General features: G+C 69.7%; 15 protein-coding genes. 12 read left to right on the top strand and 3 right to left on the bottom strand.

Annotated elements, in window-relative coordinates; genetic code table 11:
* The first annotated feature begins 68 nt into the window (after positions 1-68).
* A complete protein-coding gene (locus AC1DWJ_RS00890; RefSeq protein ID WP_477619781.1) occupies positions 69-794 on the top strand; it encodes a CHAD domain-containing protein in 726 nt (241 codons plus the stop codon).
* Between the two features lie 69 nt (positions 795-863).
* On the opposite strand, the gene AC1DWJ_RS00885 is transcribed toward AC1DWJ_RS00890, so the two are convergent.
* The gene (locus AC1DWJ_RS00885; RefSeq protein WP_457256777.1) at positions 864-1,940 is read right to left on the bottom strand and encodes a parallel beta-helix domain-containing protein; all 1,077 of its coding nucleotides are present in this window, start codon (positions 1,938-1,940) and stop codon (positions 864-866) included.
* A gap of 145 nt (positions 1,941-2,085) precedes the next feature.
* Between AC1DWJ_RS00885 and AC1DWJ_RS00880 the strand changes: the two genes are divergently transcribed.
* From AC1DWJ_RS00880 to AC1DWJ_RS00870, 3 genes are read left to right on the top strand one after another with little or no spacing between them, the layout of a single operon-like run.
* Positions 2,086-2,439 carry a response regulator gene (locus AC1DWJ_RS00880; RefSeq protein WP_457256779.1) on the top strand — a complete coding sequence of 118 codons (354 nt, stop codon included), beginning with the start codon at positions 2,086-2,088 and terminating at the stop codon, positions 2,437-2,439.
* Positions 2,436-4,250 carry a sensor histidine kinase gene (locus AC1DWJ_RS00875; protein ID WP_457256781.1) on the top strand — a complete coding sequence of 605 codons (1,815 nt, stop codon included), beginning with the start codon at positions 2,436-2,438 and terminating at the stop codon, positions 4,248-4,250. The genes AC1DWJ_RS00880 and AC1DWJ_RS00875 overlap by 4 nt, the downstream gene beginning before the upstream one ends.
* Positions 4,247-4,897, top strand: coding sequence for a response regulator transcription factor (locus AC1DWJ_RS00870; RefSeq protein ID WP_457256783.1), 651 nt, complete (start codon positions 4,247-4,249; stop codon positions 4,895-4,897). The genes AC1DWJ_RS00875 and AC1DWJ_RS00870 overlap by 4 nt, the downstream gene beginning before the upstream one ends.
* 75 nt (positions 4,898-4,972) lie before the next feature.
* Here AC1DWJ_RS00870 and AC1DWJ_RS00865 read toward each other — a convergent pair whose 3' ends face one another.
* On the bottom strand, positions 4,973-6,004 hold the full coding sequence (locus AC1DWJ_RS00865) for a glycosyltransferase family 4 protein (RefSeq protein WP_457256785.1): 1,032 nt from the start codon (positions 6,002-6,004) through the stop codon (positions 4,973-4,975).
* Between the two features lie 353 nt (positions 6,005-6,357).
* On the opposite strand from AC1DWJ_RS00865, the gene AC1DWJ_RS00860 reads away from it, so the two are divergent.
* From AC1DWJ_RS00860 to narI, 8 genes are all read left to right on the top strand, one after another.
* Positions 6,358-7,515 carry a glycosyltransferase gene (locus tag AC1DWJ_RS00860; RefSeq protein WP_457256787.1) on the top strand — a complete coding sequence of 386 codons (1,158 nt, stop codon included), beginning with the start codon at positions 6,358-6,360 and terminating at the stop codon, positions 7,513-7,515.
* Between the two features lie 4 nt (positions 7,516-7,519).
* Entirely contained in the window at positions 7,520-8,581 is a 1,062-nt protein-coding gene (locus tag AC1DWJ_RS00855) for a glycosyltransferase (protein ID WP_457256789.1), read from the top strand.
* Complete coding sequence (locus AC1DWJ_RS00850; protein ID WP_477619780.1) at positions 8,578-9,951, top strand: glycoside hydrolase family 130 protein; 1,374 nt, start codon at positions 8,578-8,580, stop codon at positions 9,949-9,951. The genes AC1DWJ_RS00855 and AC1DWJ_RS00850 overlap by 4 nt, the downstream gene beginning before the upstream one ends.
* A 242-nt stretch (positions 9,952-10,193) precedes the next feature.
* A complete protein-coding gene (locus AC1DWJ_RS00845; protein WP_457256793.1) occupies positions 10,194-11,417 on the top strand; it encodes an MFS transporter in 1,224 nt (407 codons plus the stop codon).
* Between the two features lie 35 nt (positions 11,418-11,452).
* The gene (locus AC1DWJ_RS00840; protein ID WP_457256829.1) at positions 11,453-15,169 is read left to right on the top strand and encodes a nitrate reductase subunit alpha; all 3,717 of its coding nucleotides are present in this window, start codon (positions 11,453-11,455) and stop codon (positions 15,167-15,169) included.
* Positions 15,169-16,818: a nitrate reductase subunit beta gene (narH, locus tag AC1DWJ_RS00835; RefSeq protein ID WP_457256795.1), complete on the top strand. Its 1,650-nt coding sequence runs from the start codon at positions 15,169-15,171 to the stop codon at positions 16,816-16,818. The genes AC1DWJ_RS00840 and narH overlap by 1 nt, the downstream gene beginning before the upstream one ends.
* A complete protein-coding gene (gene narJ, locus AC1DWJ_RS00830; protein WP_457256797.1) occupies positions 16,815-17,534 on the top strand; it encodes a nitrate reductase molybdenum cofactor assembly chaperone in 720 nt (239 codons plus the stop codon). Before narH ends, narJ begins: the two co-directional genes overlap by 4 nt.
* Positions 17,531-18,259, top strand: a complete 729-nt coding sequence (narI, locus tag AC1DWJ_RS00825) for a respiratory nitrate reductase subunit gamma (protein WP_457256799.1) — start codon at positions 17,531-17,533, stop codon at positions 18,257-18,259. The genes narJ and narI overlap by 4 nt, the downstream gene beginning before the upstream one ends.
* A 67-nt stretch (positions 18,260-18,326) precedes the next feature.
* Here the strand turns inward: narI and AC1DWJ_RS00820 are convergent, their stop codons facing one another.
* The gene (locus AC1DWJ_RS00820; RefSeq protein WP_457256801.1) at positions 18,327-18,770 is read right to left on the bottom strand and encodes a hemerythrin domain-containing protein; all 444 of its coding nucleotides are present in this window, start codon (positions 18,768-18,770) and stop codon (positions 18,327-18,329) included.
* Positions 18,771-18,773: the final 3 nt, after the last annotated feature.

Raw genomic sequence — 18,773 nt, 5'->3', positions numbered from 1 at the left:
GGCAGCACAGTTCACCGTCCTGCTGGAGGCGGACGGCAGACTCCGGGAGGGCGACGAGTCGGTCGTCCATGGCGGGAGGGTCGCGACTCGTCGCTCACGCAGCGTTGTTCGACACTCCTGCAAGCGAACACCTGGACCACGAGCTGCGCTGGTGGGCCAGCATCATGGGCCCGGTGCGCGATCTACAGGTCCTGCAGGACCGACTCGACGCGTTGGTGGCCGACCTCGACGAGGAGCTGGTGATCGGTCCGGTGCGCACCCGGATCGACGTCGAGCTCGGCCGCGACCGGCTACAGCACTGGTCGGCCGTGGTGGAGGCGCTGGCCGGTGAGCGCCATCGCGCAATGGTCGGCCACCTCGGGCGATGGCAGGTCGCGCCGCCCTGGACCGCGAAGGCCACTCGGGCCGACTCGACCCTCGACGGCATGGTCCTGGACGCTGACCGCACCGTCGCCACGCGACTGGCGCGCGCTCGACGCTCGGGCGAGGTGGAGGACATGCACCGCGCCCGCAAGGCAGCCAAGCGGGCCCGGTATGCCGCCGAGGTGGTGTCACCCGTCAGGGGAAAGGCGGCGCTGAGGACCGTGGACCGCTACCGACGGCTCCAGGACCTCCTCGGCGAGCTTCAGGACAGCACCGTGAGCGCCCAGCTCCTGCGACGTCTGGCCGACACGGCAGACAAGGCACCGGGCGAGAGCAGCTTCACCTTCGGCCTGCTCCACGAGCGCGAGCAACGACGCGCCCGCGAGACCGCGGGGGAGGCACAGCGTCTCGCCAGGCGCCTGTTCACCTGACGGACGCCGTGCCGACTCGAACGGCTCAGCTGGATCGAGTCGGACTGGTCCCTCGCGCACCGCGGATCTTCATGCGCAACCGGGCAGCGCGAGCGGGAACGTGCGAGCAGCCCGTGCGACGTCGAAGCACGTCGTCCCCGTCCCGTCCCAGACGATGTCGGCACCCGGGAGCGGCGCCAGCTCAGGCTCGGGCGAACGACCGTTGCCCTGGGTGATGTTGCCCTTCACGACGCCGCCCGTCGGGGTCGGGTCGAGTGCGGGATCTAGCGCGGCGATCGCGGCGGGCAGGGAGATGACGCCGATCCCCGCGCTGTGGTTGCCCGACACGACGTTGCCCTCGACCCGGACGTCGTCGCCGGCAGCGTTGAGGATCCCGATCCCGCTGGGGAGCAGGCCGATGAACCCGTCGGCGAGGTTGGGCAGGTCGTTGGACGAGGCGACGTTGCGACGCAGGACGACGTCACGAGTGACCTTGACCGGCCGCCCCGGGGAGATCTGCACGAAGAAGCCGACGGAGTTGCCGGTGGCGACGTTGTCCTCGACGACGACCCGAGTCGACAGCTCCACCTCGATGCCCACCGTGTTGGTGTGCGCGACGTTGTGGTCGATCACCACATCGGTGCACTGGCCGACGTAGATCCCCGAGTCGACCGACCCGGTGACCTGGTTGTGGTCGACGCGACCGCGTGAGCACCGCACCGGGAAGGGACCGTAGAGGGGGTTGTCGACATAGGTCGTGCCGGTGAGCCGGAAGTCGTCGACCCCGCTGAGCTGAACGCCGGTGAAGTCGTAGCCACGGACCGTCAGGCCGTTGAGGGTGAACCCGTCGATGCGGGAGCCGTCCGTCGAGCGCACTCGGATGCCGATCCGCGCGCCGAGTCCGCTGCCGTCGAGGATCGCGTCGGTGGGACCGGCGATGGTGAGGCCGGGTGTTGTGACGTTGACGGTCTCGCGATAGGTCCCGCGCGGCACGAGGACCCGGTCCCCTGGGAGGGCCGAGTCGACCGCGGCCTGGATGGTCGACGTGACGACGATGTCGCGCCCGGGGGTGCTGGCCGAGGCTGACGGCGCGACTCCGGACCAGCCTCCGAGCGCGGCCAGGACGATGGCGAGGGCGGGGACCGCCCTCCGTGGCGTGTTGTTCATGACGTGACCTCTCTGGGTGGGCCCGGGGGCCGGGACGAGCTGACACTCCACGGTCAGGTCGCTCCACATCTCGGGGCGTCACGGAAACTGCTGATCTTCCGGGCGATCGCTCGGCAACGGGGCCCAGGCGGTGTCACGATCAGCTATGGCTCAACGGGTCTTGCTCGTCGACGACCATCCGGGGTTTCGCCGGATGGCCAGGCGACTGCTCGAGAGTGGTGGCTACGACGTCGTGGGCGAGGCCGGCACCGGCGCAGAGGCCCTCGCGGCGGCCAGACTGCTCAGCCCCGACCTCGTGCTCCTCGACGTGTTGCTGCCGGACACCAACGGTGTGGTCGTCGCTGGCCAGCTCGCCGACCTGGCCCCGCCACCGCGGGTGATCCTCATCTCGAGCCGGCTGCGCGCGGACCTCGCACCGCTGCTCTCCGGTGCCCGCGTCCTCGGGTTCCTCCAGAAGGACGAGCTGACGGTGCCGCACCTGAGAGACCTGGCCGGATGAGCGCGGCCGCACCCGCAGCCGGGCTGACCGGGCCCTCGCGGGTGCGACAGCTCTGGCTCCTCGCGGCTGCCGTCACCTGCCTGGCGCTGAGCCTGTGGGCCACCGTGGCGACTGCCCATCGAGCGGCCCCCAGCGCGGTGGCGCGGGAGACGGTGTTCGCGCTGAGCTGGATCGTGGTGGGGGCCGTGGCCATCTGGCTGGGTCGCTCCCGGATAGCGGTCCGGATCCTCACCCTCGCCCTCGTCCTGTCGGCCAACTTCGCCGGCAGCTTCGGGCTGCTCAGCCAGGCGCCCCACACCCGACTCATCGACACGGTCACCGTCTTCCTGGTGCCGCTCCAGGCCCCGGTGGCCGGTCATCTCCTCCTGACCTATCCGACGGGCAGGCTCGACGACCGGATCGCCCGACAGCTCGTCCGTGCCGCCTACGCACTTGGCGCGACCGAGTCCGTGCTCACCGTGATCGGTCACACCCGGCCGCTGTGCCAGGGGTGCGCCGAACCACTGCTCCACCTCGGTCTGTCGCGATCGGTGGCCAGACCCTTGGCGGCCGTGATCAGCGCGCTGTGGCTGATCCTCCTGCTGGTCTTCCTCTGGCAGGTGGTCCGGCAGTACCGCCGCGCGGGTGAGCGGCAGCGCCGGCTCCTGCGGCTGCCCTACGCGGCGATCCTCGTGGCCGCCGTGTTCTACGCCGTCCTCGTCGTCGTGGCGGGTCTGCAGGGCCGGTCCCCCTGGGGGCTGTCACCCACCACCCTGACCGCCATGCAGGTCGTGGCCCTGCTGGGTGTGCCGCTGAGCTTCCTCGTCGGGCTCCTTCGGGAACGCCTGTCCTACAAGCGGATCGGCGACTTCGTCGTGTCCTCGGCATCGTCCCCGGACACGGACCTCGAGCGAGCTCTCGGCACGGCCGTCCGGGACCCCGGGCTGCGGATCGCCTTCCCCGTGGGCGATGGGTATGTCGACCCCCGCGGAGGCGTGGTGGCGACGCCGGCACGGGGGCCCACGACAGAGGTCACCGTGGTCGGTGCTGCCGACGCGCCCCTGGCCCTCATCACCCACGACCGATCCCTGGCGGACGAGCCGGCACTCCTCACCGCGGCCGGGTCCGCGACGCGGTTGCTCCTCGAGAACGCCCGCCTCCAGGCCGAGGTCCGGTCCCAGCTGCTCGAGGTGCGCGAGTCCCGCTCCCGCATCGTCGAGGCCGCCGACGACGCCAGGGCCCGCCTCGAGCGGGACCTCCATGACGGCGCCCAGCAGAGGCTGCTGGCGATCGGACTCGCGCTGACCCTCCTCGAGACCCAGCCAGGTGATCGTGAGGTGCTCGAGAACGCCAAGGACGAGGTGACCGGCGCGCTCGCGGAGCTGCGGGCACTCGCGGCGGGGATCCACCCGGCGGTCCTCACGGACCTCGGGCTGATGCCTGCCCTCGACGCCCTGGCTGGGCGCATCGGAGCGCTGGTCACCGTCGGCGCACCGCACGGCACCCCGCGGCGCCAGCCCCCTGCGGTCGAAGCCGCCGCGTACTTCTCGACGGCGGAGGCCGTGACCAACGCGGTGAAGCACGCCAGCGCGACGCGGGTCGCGGTCACGGTGGAGCAGCGCGACGCCGTCCTCGTCGTCACGGTCGTGGACGACGGGGTCGGCGGAGCCGACCCACGAGGGCAGGGACTGACGGGCATCCGCGACCGGCTCGCCTCCGTGGACGGCACGCTCACCATCGACAGCCCACGCGGGGGCGGCACCACCCTGACGTTCGGGATCCCCTGCGCCACGCGGCATACGACCACACCTGGCAGTGGGGAGGCTCGGTGAAGGTCATCGTCGCCGACGACAGCCTCCTCGTGCGGGAGGGCATCTCCGCGTTGCTGCGGGCTCGGGGGCACGACGTCGTCGAGGCCGTCGAGGGGCCGGCGCGAGTGCCCTCCCTGGTGCGAGCCCATGGGCCGGACGTCGTCGTCGTCGACATCAAGATGCCACCGACGTTCACCGACGAAGGGCTGCGGCTCGCAGCCGAGCTGCGGCACAGCCACCCGACCGTCGCCGTCCTCGTCCTGTCCCAGTACGTCGTCGGAGGGTATGCCGCGTGGCTGCTCGAGCGTGCGCCCCACCGAGTCGGCTACCTGCTCAAGGAGACGATCCTGCGCGCCGACGTGCTCGAGGACGCGATGGTCCGGGTGGCAGCCGGTGGCACGGTCGTCGACCCTGCCGTGGCCGAGTCCCTCGTCCGCAGCTCCGCAGACAGGCTCGGACTCACGGACCGCGAGCTCGAGGTGCTGCGACTCATGGCAGAAGGGTTGTCCGACAAGGGGATCGCCGATCGGCTGACCCTCAGCATCCACACCGTGGGCACGCACGTCCGGCACCTCTTCACCAAGCTCGACCTCCCCGGGGGCGCGGCCGACAACCGCCGCGTCCAGGCCGTGGTCACCTACCTGACGGCCCACCGTGCGGCGGGCTGACGCCCTCCCCCTGCTGACCCGCTCCCCGACCGGCCGCGGCGCCCCGGTGAACCCTGCGACGGGCCCGACGCGGCATCACCGGGGTGGGGTGCGCGGACCCTTCGCGACGACCTCGTGGAACAGGTGCAGGTAGTCCTGGACCATCCGCCGGGAGTCAAAGCGCTCCACGGCGGCGTTCCGACAGGCCCCTCGATCGAGCTCGCCCACCCGCGCCACCGCGGCTACCGCCTCGTCCACGTCCGTGACGAGGAAGCCGGTGCTCGCGTGCTCCAGCAGCTCCGGCATCGAGCCGATGGACGTGGCGATGACAGGGGTTCCAGTGGCGAGGGACTCGACCACGGAGAGGCCGAAGGGCTCGGCGAAGCTGATCAGGTGCAGCAGCGCCAGGGCACCGCCGAGGAGACGGTCTCGCTCGGCGGGTCCGACTGGGCCGACATAGTGGACGTGACGTCCGTCGACGTGCGGCAGCACCTCCCTGGCGAAGTAGTCCTCGTCCTGGACGATGCCCGCGATCACGAGGTCGAGGCCCGTGCGCCGGGCGACCTCGATGGCTCTGTGGGTCCCCTTGTCGGGGTGGATCCGCCCCAGGAACAGCAGGTACGTGCCCGGCGCCGAGACGAAGGTGAAGGCGTCCGTGCCGATGCCGTGGTGGATGGTGGCTGCGTAGTCAAGGGTCGGGTCCCGGTCCGAGTCGCTGATCGCCACGTAGTGCGCGATGTCGTCATACGCGCGGTACGCCGGAACGATCCGCGGCGACGAGAATCCGTGGATCGTGGTGACGACGGGGGTCCGGACCAGCCGGCTGTAGGTCAGCGGCATGAAGTCGAAGTGGTTCGCCAGCACGTCGAACTCGCCCGCGCGTTCGAAGGCTGCCGCGTTGTGCAGCCCTTCCCAGACCTTGGCGTCCAGGCCCGGAGCCTCCTCGTAGCCGTGCGGGGCGGTCGCGTGCAGGTGGGCGCTGGTCGCCGAGTCGGCGGTCGCGAAGAGCGTCACCTCGTGACCGTGCTCGACGAAACCTTCCGTGAGGGTCGAGGCGATCTGCTCCCACGGCCCGTACCCGAGCGGCGGCAGCCGGTGGGCGATCGAGGCGATGACGCCGATCCTCATCGGTCCTCCAACAGGCTGGCGGCGGCTGGCGCGGCAGGTGTCGGGCTTCGCGGTCGGGTCTGCATCGCGGCTGGCGTGACGGGGCGTCAGGTGGCTCACCCTAGCCCCGCTGGTCCGGGTCGCGTTCCGGCCAGCGAGCAGGCGGCCCTCGACCCAGGGGTGCGGTGTTACCGTAGGGACCTCGACGCCTCGCCCTGGAGACGAGGCGCATCACGGAGATCTCCGGCCGTGACCGGCCTGCGCGTGTCCACTCCGCGACGGCCCCCAACGCATCGTGCGTGCAGATCCAGCCCTTCGGGTGGCTGTGCTCCGCGACGACAGCCGACGCGGGGTCTACAGGAAGGCACCGCGCCATGTCCGTCTCTTACGGCATTCTCAGCACCTACCCGCCGACCCAGTGCGGCCTGGCCTCCTTCAGCCGGTCCCTGGCGGACTCCCTGCGCTCACCGGACACCATCGGGGTGGTTCAGCTGGTCGACGCGGTCGGGGAGGCCTTCCCCCACGACGTGGTGCACCAGTGGGTGCGCGGGAGTGCCGGGGGTGAGGTGGCGGCTACCGCCGCGCTCAACCAGTTCGACGTCGCGATCGTCCAGCACGAGTACGGCATCTACGGAGGGCGGGACGGGCTCGACGTGCTCGACGCGGTGGCCGGGCTGCGCGTGCCCGTGGTCCTGGTCGTCCACACCGTCCTCACCGAGCCTTCGCACCGCCAGCGCCTCATCGTGCGGGAGCTGGCGTCCCGGAGCGCCGTCGTGGTCACCATGACCAAAGCCGCCCGGGAGCGGCTCGTGAAGCACTACGAGATCGACGCGGACACGATCTGCGTCGTCCCCCACGGAGCCCACCCGGGCTACCTGGCTGCGCGCTCGGTGGCCGAAGCCCCGGGCGCGGCGCCGACCACTGATGCCTCTCCGTCCCGTCGTCCGGTCGTCCTCACGTGGGGGTTGCTGGGCGATGGCAAGGGCATCGAGTGGGGCATCGAGGCGATGGCCCAGCTGCGCGACCTGCACCCCGTCTACCGCATCGTCGGACAGACCCACCCCAAGGTGCTCGAACACGATGGTGAGAGATACCGGGACCGGCTCACTGACAGGGCCCGGCGCTTCGGCGTGACGGACCTGGTGGAGTTCGACGCCCGCTACCTGGACCCGGTCTCGCTCCAGAGGCTCGTGGCCGAGGCGGACGTCGTGCTGCTGCCCTACGACTCCACGGAGCAGGTCACCTCTGGCGTCCTCGCCGAGGCCGTCACGGCCGGCAAACCCGTGGTGTCCACCGGGTTCCCGCACGCGGTCGAGGCCCTGGGCAGCGGAGCGGGACTCCTCGTCGCCCGGCAGGACCCCAGGGCCATCGCCGACGGGGTGCGGAGAGTGCTGACCGACCCCGAGCTGGCTGCCTCCATGTCGGCCGAGGCGATCCGCATCGCTCCGGAGATGCTCTGGCCCGCTGTCGCCCAGCAGTACCGCACCCTCGCGAGCCACGCCCTCGCGAACTCCGCCCTGGCAGCGGTGTGACGTCGTGACCCTCGCAGCCGCGCACCCCTCCGTCGTCGCACCGGTCTCCTTCCGTCACCTCTTCCACCTCACGGACCGCATCGGCCTGTTCGAGCACGCCGACCACACCCGTCCCCGGCGCGACCACGGCTACTGCGTGGACGACGTGGCTCGCGGGCTGGTGGTGGTTGCCCGCGAGGCGCACCCGTCCCCTGAGCTCACGCGGCTCGCCACGACATACCTGCACTTCGTGCTTGACGCCCAAGGGCCCGACGGAGGATTCCGCAACCGTCGCACCGTCCTGGGTGACTGGACTGACGAACCCAGCGTCGAGGACTGCTGGGGCCGCGCCCTCTGGGCCCTGGGCACCGCAGTGGCCCGGGCTCCCGGGCTCGCCGACTGGCAGGCCTTGGGCGCCTTCACCGCTGGCGCACAGCTGCGTTCGCCGTGGCATCGCTCCATGGCGTTCGCGGCACTCGGCGCCGCCGAAGTGCTCACCATCAGCCCGCTGCACGTCCCGGCCCGCACCCTGCTGGGGGATGCCGCCCGGCTCATTGCGGGACCGACGCCCGGAATGGGGATCGCCCCGACGATCGTGCCCGGGTGGCGCTGGCCCGAACCGCGTCTGCGCTATGCCAACGCGGTCCTGGCGGAGACGCTCATCGCAGCTGGGTCGTTGCTCGGGGTCTGGAAGTGGCTCACCGACGGACTGGGCATGCTGGCCTGGCTGCTCGAGACGGAGACGTCGGCGGGTCACCTCTCCCCGACACCGGCCCACGGGTGGGCCCTGGGCGAGCCGCGCCCCGCCTTCGACCAGCAGCCCATCGAGGTGGCCGCGCTCGCGGATGCCTGCTCCAGGGCGTTCGACGTCACCGCCGATCCCCGGTGGCAGGCTGCGGTGCAGCTGTGTGCGGACTGGTTCGACGGGGCCAATGACGCCGGCACCAGCCTGCGCGACCCGCTGAGCGGCGGGGGGTGTGACGGTCTCCACGAGTTCGGGCGCAACGAGAACCAAGGCGCTGAGTCGACCATCGCGCTGATCTCGACGATGCAACAGGCACAGCGCGTCGGCGTCGCCGGGTTGTGACCACCGACGCCCCCTGGGTCCATCGAGCCCCCCTGACCCTGCGGCCCGACCCACGCCGGGTGCTGGCCCGACTCTTCCTGCCCGGCCAAGAGCTCCTCGGCAACGGCGTGTCGAGGGCTGACGCCGTGATCGCGAGGATTCTCGCGCTGGACGATGCCCGGACGCACGAGGTCCTCGTGGAGACCCGGTTGGCGTTCGACTCGCGCCACCACGACCTGTCAGCGACGTTTCGCGAGCACTTCGCCCTGGTGGCTCATCGCATCCCCAGCGCAGACGACCTGTCGGACGAGCGTCAGCAGCTCGTGGGGGCCTACTTCACCCAGGAGTATGCGCTGGAGGCAGCCGCGCTGTTCAACCCTTCGCTCGTTCCCCACCCCGACCAGGAAGGTCTCCCGCCCGGGGAGCTGCGCTTCGTCATGAGCCTGCGGGCCGTGGGCGAGGGGCACATTTCGAGCATCGAGCTCCGCACGGGTGTCCTCGGGGCAGCACCCCTCGAGGTGCGACTGGACGAGCCGGACCCGCATCCCACGACCGGGTGCATCACGCCCACCACGATGTCCAGCGACCGGCGTGCGGACACCGATCGCGCAGGCTCCGGGCCCGACCTGGAAGGCGAACCGTCTCCCGAAGGTGAGTCCGCGGCATACACGTTGTCCTTCGACCCCACCCGCCCGCTGTCCGCCCGGGTGGTCTTCCCCACCGTGGCGGCGGAAAGCCACGGCGTGGAGGACGCCAGGTTCGTCGCCTTCGTCGACGGCGGCACGGTGACCTACCACGCGACGTACACCGCGTACGACGGGGCGAACGTGGCGCCGCGGCTGCTCACGACGCAGGACTGGCTGACGTTCCGCAGCCGTCCGCAGCGGGGGCCTGCGGCCCGCGACAAGGGCATGGCGCTGTTCCCACGGATGGTGGGAGGACGCTACCTGGCCCTGACCCGCTGGGATCGTGAGTCCCTGGGTGTCACCAGCTCGGACGACGCGATCACGTGGGGCGCACCCACCACCCTGGTCAGTCCGGAACGCCCGTGGGAGATCGTGCAGCTCGGGCAGTGCGGCTCCCCGATCGAGACGGCCTCCGGCTGGCTCGTGCTCACGCACGGCGTCGGCCCGATGCGTACCTACGGCATCGGCGCCCTGCTGCTGGACCTCGACCACCCGACGGTCGTGCTCGGGGCGCTGGAGCGGCCCTTCCTCACCCCCGATGCCGACGAGCGCGACGGCTACGTGCCGAATGTCGTGTACTCGTGTGGAGCCCTCGTCCACCAGGACCAGCTCGTGGTGCCGTATGGCTGTAGCGACTCCACGGTGCGCTTCGCGTTCGTGGACCTCCAGGTCCTCCTCGACCGTCTGAGCTGGGCCGCGAGCTAGCTCTGGTTCTGGCTGGCTCTGGTTCTGGCTGGCTCGGGTTCTGACTGGCTCTGGCTGGTCCTGGCCCTGGCATCTGCAGCCTTGACAGGGCCAGGGACCTTTGACCCTGCCCATCCGCCGAGGACCCCGATGGACTCTGACCAGCCCGCGCCACCACCACCGGTGGCTGCCCGAAGACCCAGGATGGCCCAGACGTGAGTGCACCATTGGACGCCCCCCACCGACGGGCAGAGACGATTGCCGTGACCTCGGAGCCCTCGACGCGCGAGGCCACTCGATCCCCGTGGTTGATGCTGACCCTGGCGACCATCGGGTTTGCCGTGAACTTCTGGGCCTGGGCGCTGATCAGCCCGCTCGGACCGCTCTTCCGGACCACGGGGACCCTCGGCGCCCTGAGTGAGTCCGACGTCGCACTCCTCGTGGCCGTACCCGTCGTCGTCGGTTCCCTGGGCCGCATCGTCGTGGGTGGGCTGACCGACAGGTACGGCGGCCGGGTGATGTTTCCGATCGTCTCCATCGTGACGATCGTCCCGATCCTCTTCATCGCGTTCGTCGCCCTCGACTCCTACGCCCTGCTCCTCGTCGGTGGGTTCTTCCTCGGCGTCGCCGGCACCGCCTTCGCCGTCGGGGTGCCCTTCGTGAACGCCTGGTTCCCGCCGGAGAAGCGCGGCCTGGCGATCGGGATCTTCGGGGCCGGCATGGGCGGCACCGCCATCAGCGCCCTGACCACCGTCAAGCTCAGCACCAACCTGGGTGCCAAGTCGCCCTTCCTCATCACCGCCGTGGTCCTCGCTGCGTATGCCGCGGCGGCGTGGGTGATGCTGCGGGACGCACCCGGCCGGGTCGTCCCCTCCACCTCCTTGACGTCGCGAATCTCCGCCAACGCGCGGCTCGCGATCACGTGGCAGGCCTGCCTCCTCTACGCGGTCGCCTTCGGTGGTTACGTCGCGTTCTCGGTCTACCTCCCGGCCTACCTCAAGACCGCTCACCACCTCAGCCCGGAGAGCGCGGCCAACCGCATGGCCGGCTTCGTCCTCGTCGCCGTCGTCATGCGACCGGTCGGGGGCTGGCTCGCCGACAAGCTGGGCGCCATCCCGGTGCTTGCCACCGGCTTCGGCATCGTCGTCGTGTGTGCTGGAATCTCTGCAGGCACACCGCCGCTGCACGGCATCGGCACCATCGCCTTCCTCGCCATGGCCGCAGCGCTCGGCTCAGGAAGCGGCGCAACCTTCGCCCTCATCGCCAAGGTCACCGAGCCCTCACGAGTTGGCGGCGTGACCGGCCTCGTTGGCGCCGCCGGAGGGCTGGGCGGGTTCGTCCCACCCCTGATCATGGGTTACGTCTACGGCCGTACCGACTCCTACGCCATCGGGCTGTGGATGCTCTGCGTGACCGCGGCGCTGGCCCTGTTCCTCACCGTCACCGTCGTGCGACACACCGCCGCCCAAGGACAGGAAGCCCATTGACTCCGTCGCCCGACAAGCCCACGGCCGACATCGGGATGGACGGCACCCTCACCGAGGCCCTCGTCCGCACCCGGAGGTTCTTCACCAGAGGGACCGTGTCCGACGACCTGCGCACCATCTCGAAGGTCGGCGGGCGCGAGGCCGACGACTTCTACCGCGACCGCTGGAGCCACGACAAGGTCGTGCGCTCGACCCACGGCGTGAACTGCACCGGCTCCTGCTCGTGGAAGGTGTACGTCAAGGACGGGATCATCACGTGGGAGACCCAGCAGACCGACTACCCCTCCGTCGGCCCGGACTCCCCTGAGTACGAGCCCCGCGGCTGCCCCCGCGGTGCAGCCTTCTCCTGGTACACCTACTCCCCCACGCGCGTGCGCTACCCCTACGTGCGGGGTGTCCTGCTCCAGATGTTCCGTGAGGCGAAGGCCCAGCACGATGGAGATCCGGTCAGGGCCTGGGAGCACATCGTCGAGAATCCCTTACGGGCCAAGGCCTACAAGTCGGCCCGCGGCAAGGGCGGGCTGGTCCGGGCCACCTGGGACGAGGCCAGCGAGATCGTCGCCGCGGCGCACGTCCACACGATCAAGAAGTACGGACCCGACCGCGTCGCGGGGTTCTCCCCCATCCCCGCGATGTCCATGGTCTCCCACGCCTCCGGGGCCAGGTTCGTGAACCTCATCGGCGGCTCGATGCTGAGCTTCTACGACTGGTACGCCGACCTCCCCGTGGCTTCCCCGCAGGTCTTCGGCGACCAGACCGACGTCCCCGAGTCGGGTGACTGGTGGAACGCGGGGTACCTCATCATGTGGGGCTCCAACCTCCCCGTCACCCGCACGCCGGATGCCCACTGGATGACCGAGGCCCGCTATCGCGGCCAGAAGGTCATCGCGGTCGCGCCGGACTACGCCGACAACGTGAAGTTCGCCGACGAGTGGCTGGCCGCCAAGCCGGGTACGGACGCTGCACTCGCGATGGCGATGGGCCATGTCGTGCTGAAGGAGTTCTTCGTCGACCGACAGACGCCCTACTTCACCGAGTACGTGAAGACGTACACCGACCTCCCCCACCTGGTCCGTCTCGAGGAGGCGGCGGACGGTGAGTTCACCGCCGGAAAGTTCCTCACCGCCGCCGACCTGCCGGACCACGCCGACGTCGAGAACGCCGCCTTCAAGACCGTCCTCATCGACGCCGGCTCCGGGGAGGCTGTGGTCCCCAACGGATCCCTGGGTCACCGCTACGGCGAGGCAGGGGTGGGCAAGTGGAACCTCGACCTCGCCGACACCGACCCGGTCCTGTCTCTCCTGGACACCGCGACGGAGTCCGTCGTCGTCCGTATGCCGCGCTTCGACACCCCCGACGGCGCCGCCGCCGACCTGCCCCGAGGCGTACCCGTACGTCGCGTGGGTGGCCACCTGGTCACGACGGTCTTCGACCTCCTGCTCGCGCAGTACGGCGTCGGCCGGTCGTTCCACGGCGAGCCCCTCCCCGGGGACTGGCCGGGCGGGGGCAGCAAGGGCTATGAGGACGCGAACTCCCCCTACACCCCCGCGTGGCAGGAGGCGATCACCGGAGTGCCTGCCGCGACTGCCGCTCGCATCGGTCGCGAGTTCGCCCAGAACGCCGAGGAGTCCAAGGGTCGGTCGATGATCGTCATGGGCGCCGGCACCAACCACTGGTTCCACTCCGACACCATCTACCGTGCCTTCCTCACGCTCACCAACCTCACGGGCTGCCAGGGTGTCAACGGCGGCGGCTGGGCACACTACGTCGGCCAGGAGAAGGTCCGCCCGATCACCGGCTACACCCAGATCGCCAACGCCCTCGACTGGAACCGCCCGCCGCGCAACATGATCCAGACGGCGTACTGGTACCTGCACACCAACCAGTTCCGCTATGACCAGTTCGGCGCCGACACCCTCTCGGCGACCACGGGCAAGGGCCAGCTGGCGGGCAAGTCCACTGCCGACGTGATCGCCCAGAGCGCCCGGATGGGCTGGATGCCGTCGTACCCGACCTTCGACCGCAACCCCCTCGACCTCAGCGACGATGCTGCGGCGGCGGGAAAGTCCGTGGCCGAGTACGTCGTCGAGCAGCTCAAGTCCGGCGAGCTGGACTTCGCCGGCGAGGATCCGGACGCACCGGGCAACTACCCGAGGATCCTGTCGATCTGGCGGGCCAACCTGCTCGGCTCGTCCGGCAAGGGCAACGAGTACTTCCTGAAGCATCTTCTCGGCACCGACTCCTCGGTGCGGGCCACCGAGACACCCGAGGGTCAACGCCCCGTCGACGTCCGGTGGCGCGAGAAGGCTCCGGAGGGAAAGCTCGACCTGTTGATGACGATCGACTTCCGTCAGACCAGCACCACCATCTTCTCGGACGTCGTCCTTCCCGCCGCGACCTGGTACGAGAAGCACGACCTCAACACCACCGACATGCACCCCTTCGTGCACTCCTTCAACCCCGCCATCGCGCCACCGTGGCAGACCCGCACGGACTGGGACGCCTGGCAGACGATCGCTGAGCGGTTCAGCGAGCTGGCCGCCGCCCACCTCGGGGTGCGCAAGGACGTCGTCGCGGTGCCCCTGACTCATGACACGCCTGACGCGCTGGCCAACCCGCACGGCGTGGTCCGCGACTGGAAGAAGGGCGAGTGCGAGCCGGTGCCGGGGGTCACCATGCCCAAGCTCGTCGAGGTCGAGCGCGACTACGGAGCCGTGGCCGCGAAGATGAACGCACTTGGGCCGCTGGTCGACACCCTCGGTGCGACCACCAAGGGCGTCACCTTCGAGCTGGGCGCGCAGGTCGACTACCTCCGGGCCAAGAACGGCGCCGTGCGCGGCGGTGTGGCCGACGGTCGGCCCTCGCTGAAGAAGGACGTCAACGTCTGCGAAGCGATCCTCGCGATGTCCGGGACCACCAACGGCCACCTCGCCACCCAGGGTTTCAAGACCCTCGAGAAGCGGACCGGAGTCAAGCTGGCCGACCTGGCCGAGGAGCACGAGGGCAAGCAGATCACCTTCGCCGACACCCAGGGGCCGCCGGTGCCGGTGATCACCTCACCCGAGTGGTCGGGCTCAGAGACCGGCGGACGGCGCTACTCCCCCTTCACCATCAACGTGGAGCGCAAGAAGCCGTGGCACACCCTGACCGGGCGGATGCACTTCTACCTCGACCACGACTGGATGACCGAGCTGGGCGAAGGCCTGCCCGTCTACCGGCCGCCGCTCAACATGGCCGCGCTCTTCGCTGAGCCGGCCCTCGGCACCGTGTCCGACGGTTCGTCAGGTCAGGTCGAAGGGTTGACCGTGCGCTACCTGACTCCGCACAACAAGTGGTCGATCCACTCCGAGTACCAGGACAACCTCTTCATGCTCTCGCTGTCGCGCGGCGGCCAGAACATCTGGATGAGTGACCGGGACGCGGCCAAGGTCGGCATCTCGGACAACGACTGGATCGAGGCCGTCAACCGCAATGGCGTCGTGGTGGCCAGGGCCATCGTGTCGCACCGCATGCCGGAGGGGACCGTGTACATGTACCACGCCCAGGACCGGTTGATCGACGTACCGCTCGCCGAGACCTCGGGCAAGCGGGGCGGCATACACAACTCACTGACGCGACTGCTCGTGAAGCCTTCCCACCTGATCGGTGGGTACGCCCAGCTGACCTTCGCGTTCAACTATCTCGGCCCCACCGGCAACCAACGTGACGAGGTCACCATCATCCGCAAGCGCAGCCAGGACGTGACGTACTGATGAAGGTCATGGCTCAGATGGCGATGGTCATGAACCTCGACAAGTGCATCGGGTGCCACACCTGTTCGGTGACCTGCAAGCAGGCCTGGACCAACCGCTCGGGCACCGAGTACATCTGGTTCAACAACGTCGAGACCCGGCCGGGGCTCGGCTACCCGCGCACCTACGAGGACCAGGAGCAGTGGAAGGGCGGCTGGGAGCTCACCAAGCGCGGCCGCATGAAGCTCAAGGCGGGTGGACGCCTGAAGAACCTGATGACGATCTTCTCCAACCCCAAGCTGCCCTCGATCGGCGAGTACTACGAGCCGTGGACCTACGACTACTCCACCCTCACCGACGCGCCGGCCCAGGAGCACACGCCGGTGGCGCGGCCCAAGTCCCTGATCAGCGGCAAGAACATGAAGATCGAGTGGTCGGCCAACTGGGACGACGACCTCGGCGGCTCCACCGCCACGGCGCACCGCGATCCGATGCTCAAGAAGATCGCCGACAAGGTGAAGTTCGAGTTCGAGCAGACCTTCATGTTCTACCTGCCCCGAATCTGCGAGCACTGCCTCAACCCCTCCTGCGCAGCATCGTGCCCCAGCGGCGCGATCTACAAGCGCGAGGAGGACGGCATCGTCCTGGTCGACCAGGACAAGTGCCGCGGCTGGCGCAAGTGCGTCTCGGGCTGCCCCTACAAGAAGATCTACTTCAACCACCGCACCGGCAAGGCCGAGAAGTGCACGTTCTGCTTCCCGCGCATCGAGGTCGGCCTCCCGACCGTGTGCGCTGAGACCTGCGTGGGTCGACTGCGCTACATCGGGCTGATGCTCTATGACGCCGACAAGGTCCTCGCAGCGGCCTCGACCACCGACGACCAAGGCCTCTACGAGGCGCAGCGGGATGTCTTCCTCGACCCGTTCGACCCAGAGGTGATCCGCCAGGCGGAGCAGGCCGGCATCGCCCGTGACTGGGTCGACGCCGCCCAGCGCTCGCCGATCTACGCCTTGATCAACACGTTCAAGGTCGCGCTTCCGCTCCACCCGGAGTACCGCACCATGCCCATGGTCTGGTACATCCCGCCGCTGTCTCCCGTGGTCGACGTCGTCGCCGAGACCGGTGAGGACGCCGAGGACAAGGGCAACCTCTTCGCGGCAATCGACGCCCTGCGGATACCGATCGAGTACCTCGCCGAGCTGTTCACGGCCGGCGACGTCGCCCCCGTCGACGCCGTGCTCAAGAAGCTCGCCGCGATGCGCTGCTACATGCGCGACATCAACATGGGCCGTGACCCGGACTCCTCGATACCGGCCGCGGTCGGGATGCGCGAGGAGGAGATGTACGACATGTACCGCCTCCTCGCGATCGCGAAGTACGACGAGAGATACGTGATTCCCCCCGCACACGCCGAGCAGGCCCACTCCTTGGAGGAGCTCTCCACGGAGTGCTCGGTCTCGGAGTACGGCGGTGGGCAACAGGACCTCTTCGGCGAGGGCTCCGGCACCCCGGCACCGATCGCGGTCGAGAACTTCCAGATGCTGCAGGACCGTCAGACCTCGGACTCGCTGAGCGGTCCCAGCAACAAGAAGGGCCGGGTCAACCTGCTCAACTGGGACGGCAAGGGCTCGCCCCCAGGGATGTTCCCTCCGGCAGGCCCCGACTCATGAGCAGTCGCCGACCCGGGTCGAGCCTGCCCAGCGAGCAGCTCACCATCGTGTGGCAGTCCGTCTCGCTGCTCCTCGACTACCCCGACGAGGACCTCCTCGCCCGGGCCGACTTCCTCAGATCGGCGTCCCAAGGGCTGCCCGACGGGATCGGGAGCTCCATCCGGGCCTTCCTCGACCATCTCGAGGGCACCCCCATGCCCGAGCTCCAGGCCGACTACGTCGAGACCTTCGACACCCGTCGCCGCTGCAACCTGTTCCTGACCTACTTCGCCCACGGCGACACCCGCAAGCGTGGCATGGCCCTCCTGCGCTTCAAGCAGACCTACCTCCGCGCCGGGTTCGAGCTCGATGACGCGGAGCTGCCCGACCACCTCTGTGTCGTCCTCGAGTTCGCCGCCACCGCCGACCAGGCCCTCGGGCGCGACCTCATGCTCGACCATCGCGCGGGACTCGAGCTGCTGCGACTCTCGCTGCGCGACCTGGCCTCACCGTGGGGGAACCTGGTCGACGCGGTGACCGCCACCCTGCCGCCACTGCGGGGTGACGAGCGCGACGCCGTCCGGCGCCTGGCTGCCGAGGGCCCACCCGAGGAGGAGGTCGGCCTCGCGCCGTTCGCCAACCCGCAGTTCAGCCCCGGCGCTGCCAACCGCGCGCCGAACGGCGCGGCACACGCCATCTCGCTGCCCATGCCGTCGTTCCCGGGAGGCCGCGCATGAACGAGTTCCTCTTCGTCATCTTTCCCTACCTTTGCCTGACCATCTTCGTGGTCGGCCACCTGTGGCGGTACCGGTACGACAAGTTCGGGTGGACCACCCGCTCGTCCCAGCTCTACGAGAACCGCCTGCTGAGGATCGGCAGTCCCCTCTTCCACTTCGGGATGCTCGGGGTCGTCGGCGGCCACATCATCGGCCTGCTGGTGCCGCAGTCGTGGACGGACTGGGCCGGCGTCAGTGAGCACGCGTACCACGTGGTGGCGGTCACCGGCGGCCTCCTGGCGGGGGTCATGGCGGTGGTCGGCATGGCGATCCTCATCTACCGGCGACGGACTGTAGGTCCGGTCTTCTCCGCGACCACCCGGATGGACAAGGTGATGTACGCCTTCCTCGCCGTGGTGATCGTGTTGGGCATGTGGAACACCATCGCCGGGTCGATCCTGACGATCGGCGGCGAGTACAACTACCGCGAAGGCGTATCCGTCTGGTACCGCTCCTTCCTCGCGTTCCACCCCGATGCCGCCTTGATGGCCGCCGCACCACTGGGATTCCAGCTGCACGCACTCGTGGCCTTCGGGCTGTTTGCGCTGTGGCCCTTCACCAGGCTGGTCCACGTGTTCAGCGCGCCCGTCGGGTACCTGACCCGCCCCTACATCGTCTACCGCAGCCGCGACGACGCCCAGCTCGGCAGCCACCGGCCACGGCGTGGCTGGGACCGCATCAGCTGACCGCCCTGAGGTCGTGAACGGCGGCAGTCGGCGCCAGGTGAGACCGCGGTCGAGGTGCTCCAGCCCCTCAGCCGCTGATCATCGTCTCGCCGGGGTGGGCCTCCTGCCAGGCCACCATCGACGCGTCCCACTCGTCGCCGCCCAGAGCGATGAGCGAGGCCGGGAACAGGCCGTCCTCCTCCTTCGCGATGTGCTCGTGCAGCTCCGACACGGCGGCCCGGATCCGCTCCTGGTCGGCAGGGTCGCCCAGGTCCGCGGTGGCGAGCAAGCCCGCCAGCTCCCTGTGTTCCTGCACCAGCGGCCCGATGTGCTCCGCCGCCAGGGGGTCGCGCCCCATGACGGCGAACAGGCCGTTCTCCTCGCCTTGCCAGTGGGAGCGCAGCTCAGCCGCCATGGCACCCAACAGCACGCTGGCCCCGGCCAGCTCACCACGGTCGATGGCCCGCACCGCGTCACCCCCGAGGTTGGTCGCGCGCTCGTGCTCGGCGATGTAGTCCCTGAGCAGGGGCATCTC

The sequence above is a fragment of the Pedococcus sp. P2_D7 genome (genome assembly GCF_056404295.1).
The sequence above is the reverse complement of the archived record's forward strand: the minus strand, read 5'-3'. Positions and strand labels throughout refer to the sequence as shown.

Excerpts from the sequence above, each read along its gene's own strand:
- AC1DWJ_RS00860 (WP_457256787.1), top strand. The coding sequence starts at position 6,358 with ATGTCCGTCTCTTACGGCATTCTCAGCACCTACCCGCCGACCCAGTGC.
- AC1DWJ_RS00865 (WP_457256785.1), bottom strand. The coding sequence starts at position 6,004 with ATGAGGATCGGCGTCATCGCCTCGATCGCCCACCGGCTGCCGCCGCTC.
- AC1DWJ_RS00885 (WP_457256777.1), bottom strand. The coding sequence starts at position 1,940 with ATGAACAACACGCCACGGAGGGCGGTCCCCGCCCTCGCCATCGTCCTG.
- narI (WP_457256799.1), top strand. The coding sequence starts at position 17,531 with ATGAACGAGTTCCTCTTCGTCATCTTTCCCTACCTTTGCCTGACCATC.
- AC1DWJ_RS00820 (WP_457256801.1), bottom strand. The coding sequence starts at position 18,770 with ATGCCCCTGCTCAGGGACTACATCGCCGAGCACGAGCGCGCGACCAAC.
- AC1DWJ_RS00875 (WP_457256781.1), top strand. The coding sequence starts at position 2,436 with ATGAGCGCGGCCGCACCCGCAGCCGGGCTGACCGGGCCCTCGCGGGTG.
- narH (WP_457256795.1), top strand. The coding sequence starts at position 15,169 with ATGAAGGTCATGGCTCAGATGGCGATGGTCATGAACCTCGACAAGTGC.
- AC1DWJ_RS00890 (WP_477619781.1), top strand. The coding sequence starts at position 69 with ATGGCGGGAGGGTCGCGACTCGTCGCTCACGCAGCGTTGTTCGACACT.
- narJ (WP_457256797.1), top strand. The coding sequence starts at position 16,815 with ATGAGCAGTCGCCGACCCGGGTCGAGCCTGCCCAGCGAGCAGCTCACC.
- AC1DWJ_RS00840 (WP_457256829.1), top strand. The coding sequence starts at position 11,453 with ATGGACGGCACCCTCACCGAGGCCCTCGTCCGCACCCGGAGGTTCTTC.
- AC1DWJ_RS00880 (WP_457256779.1), top strand. The coding sequence starts at position 2,086 with ATGGCTCAACGGGTCTTGCTCGTCGACGACCATCCGGGGTTTCGCCGG.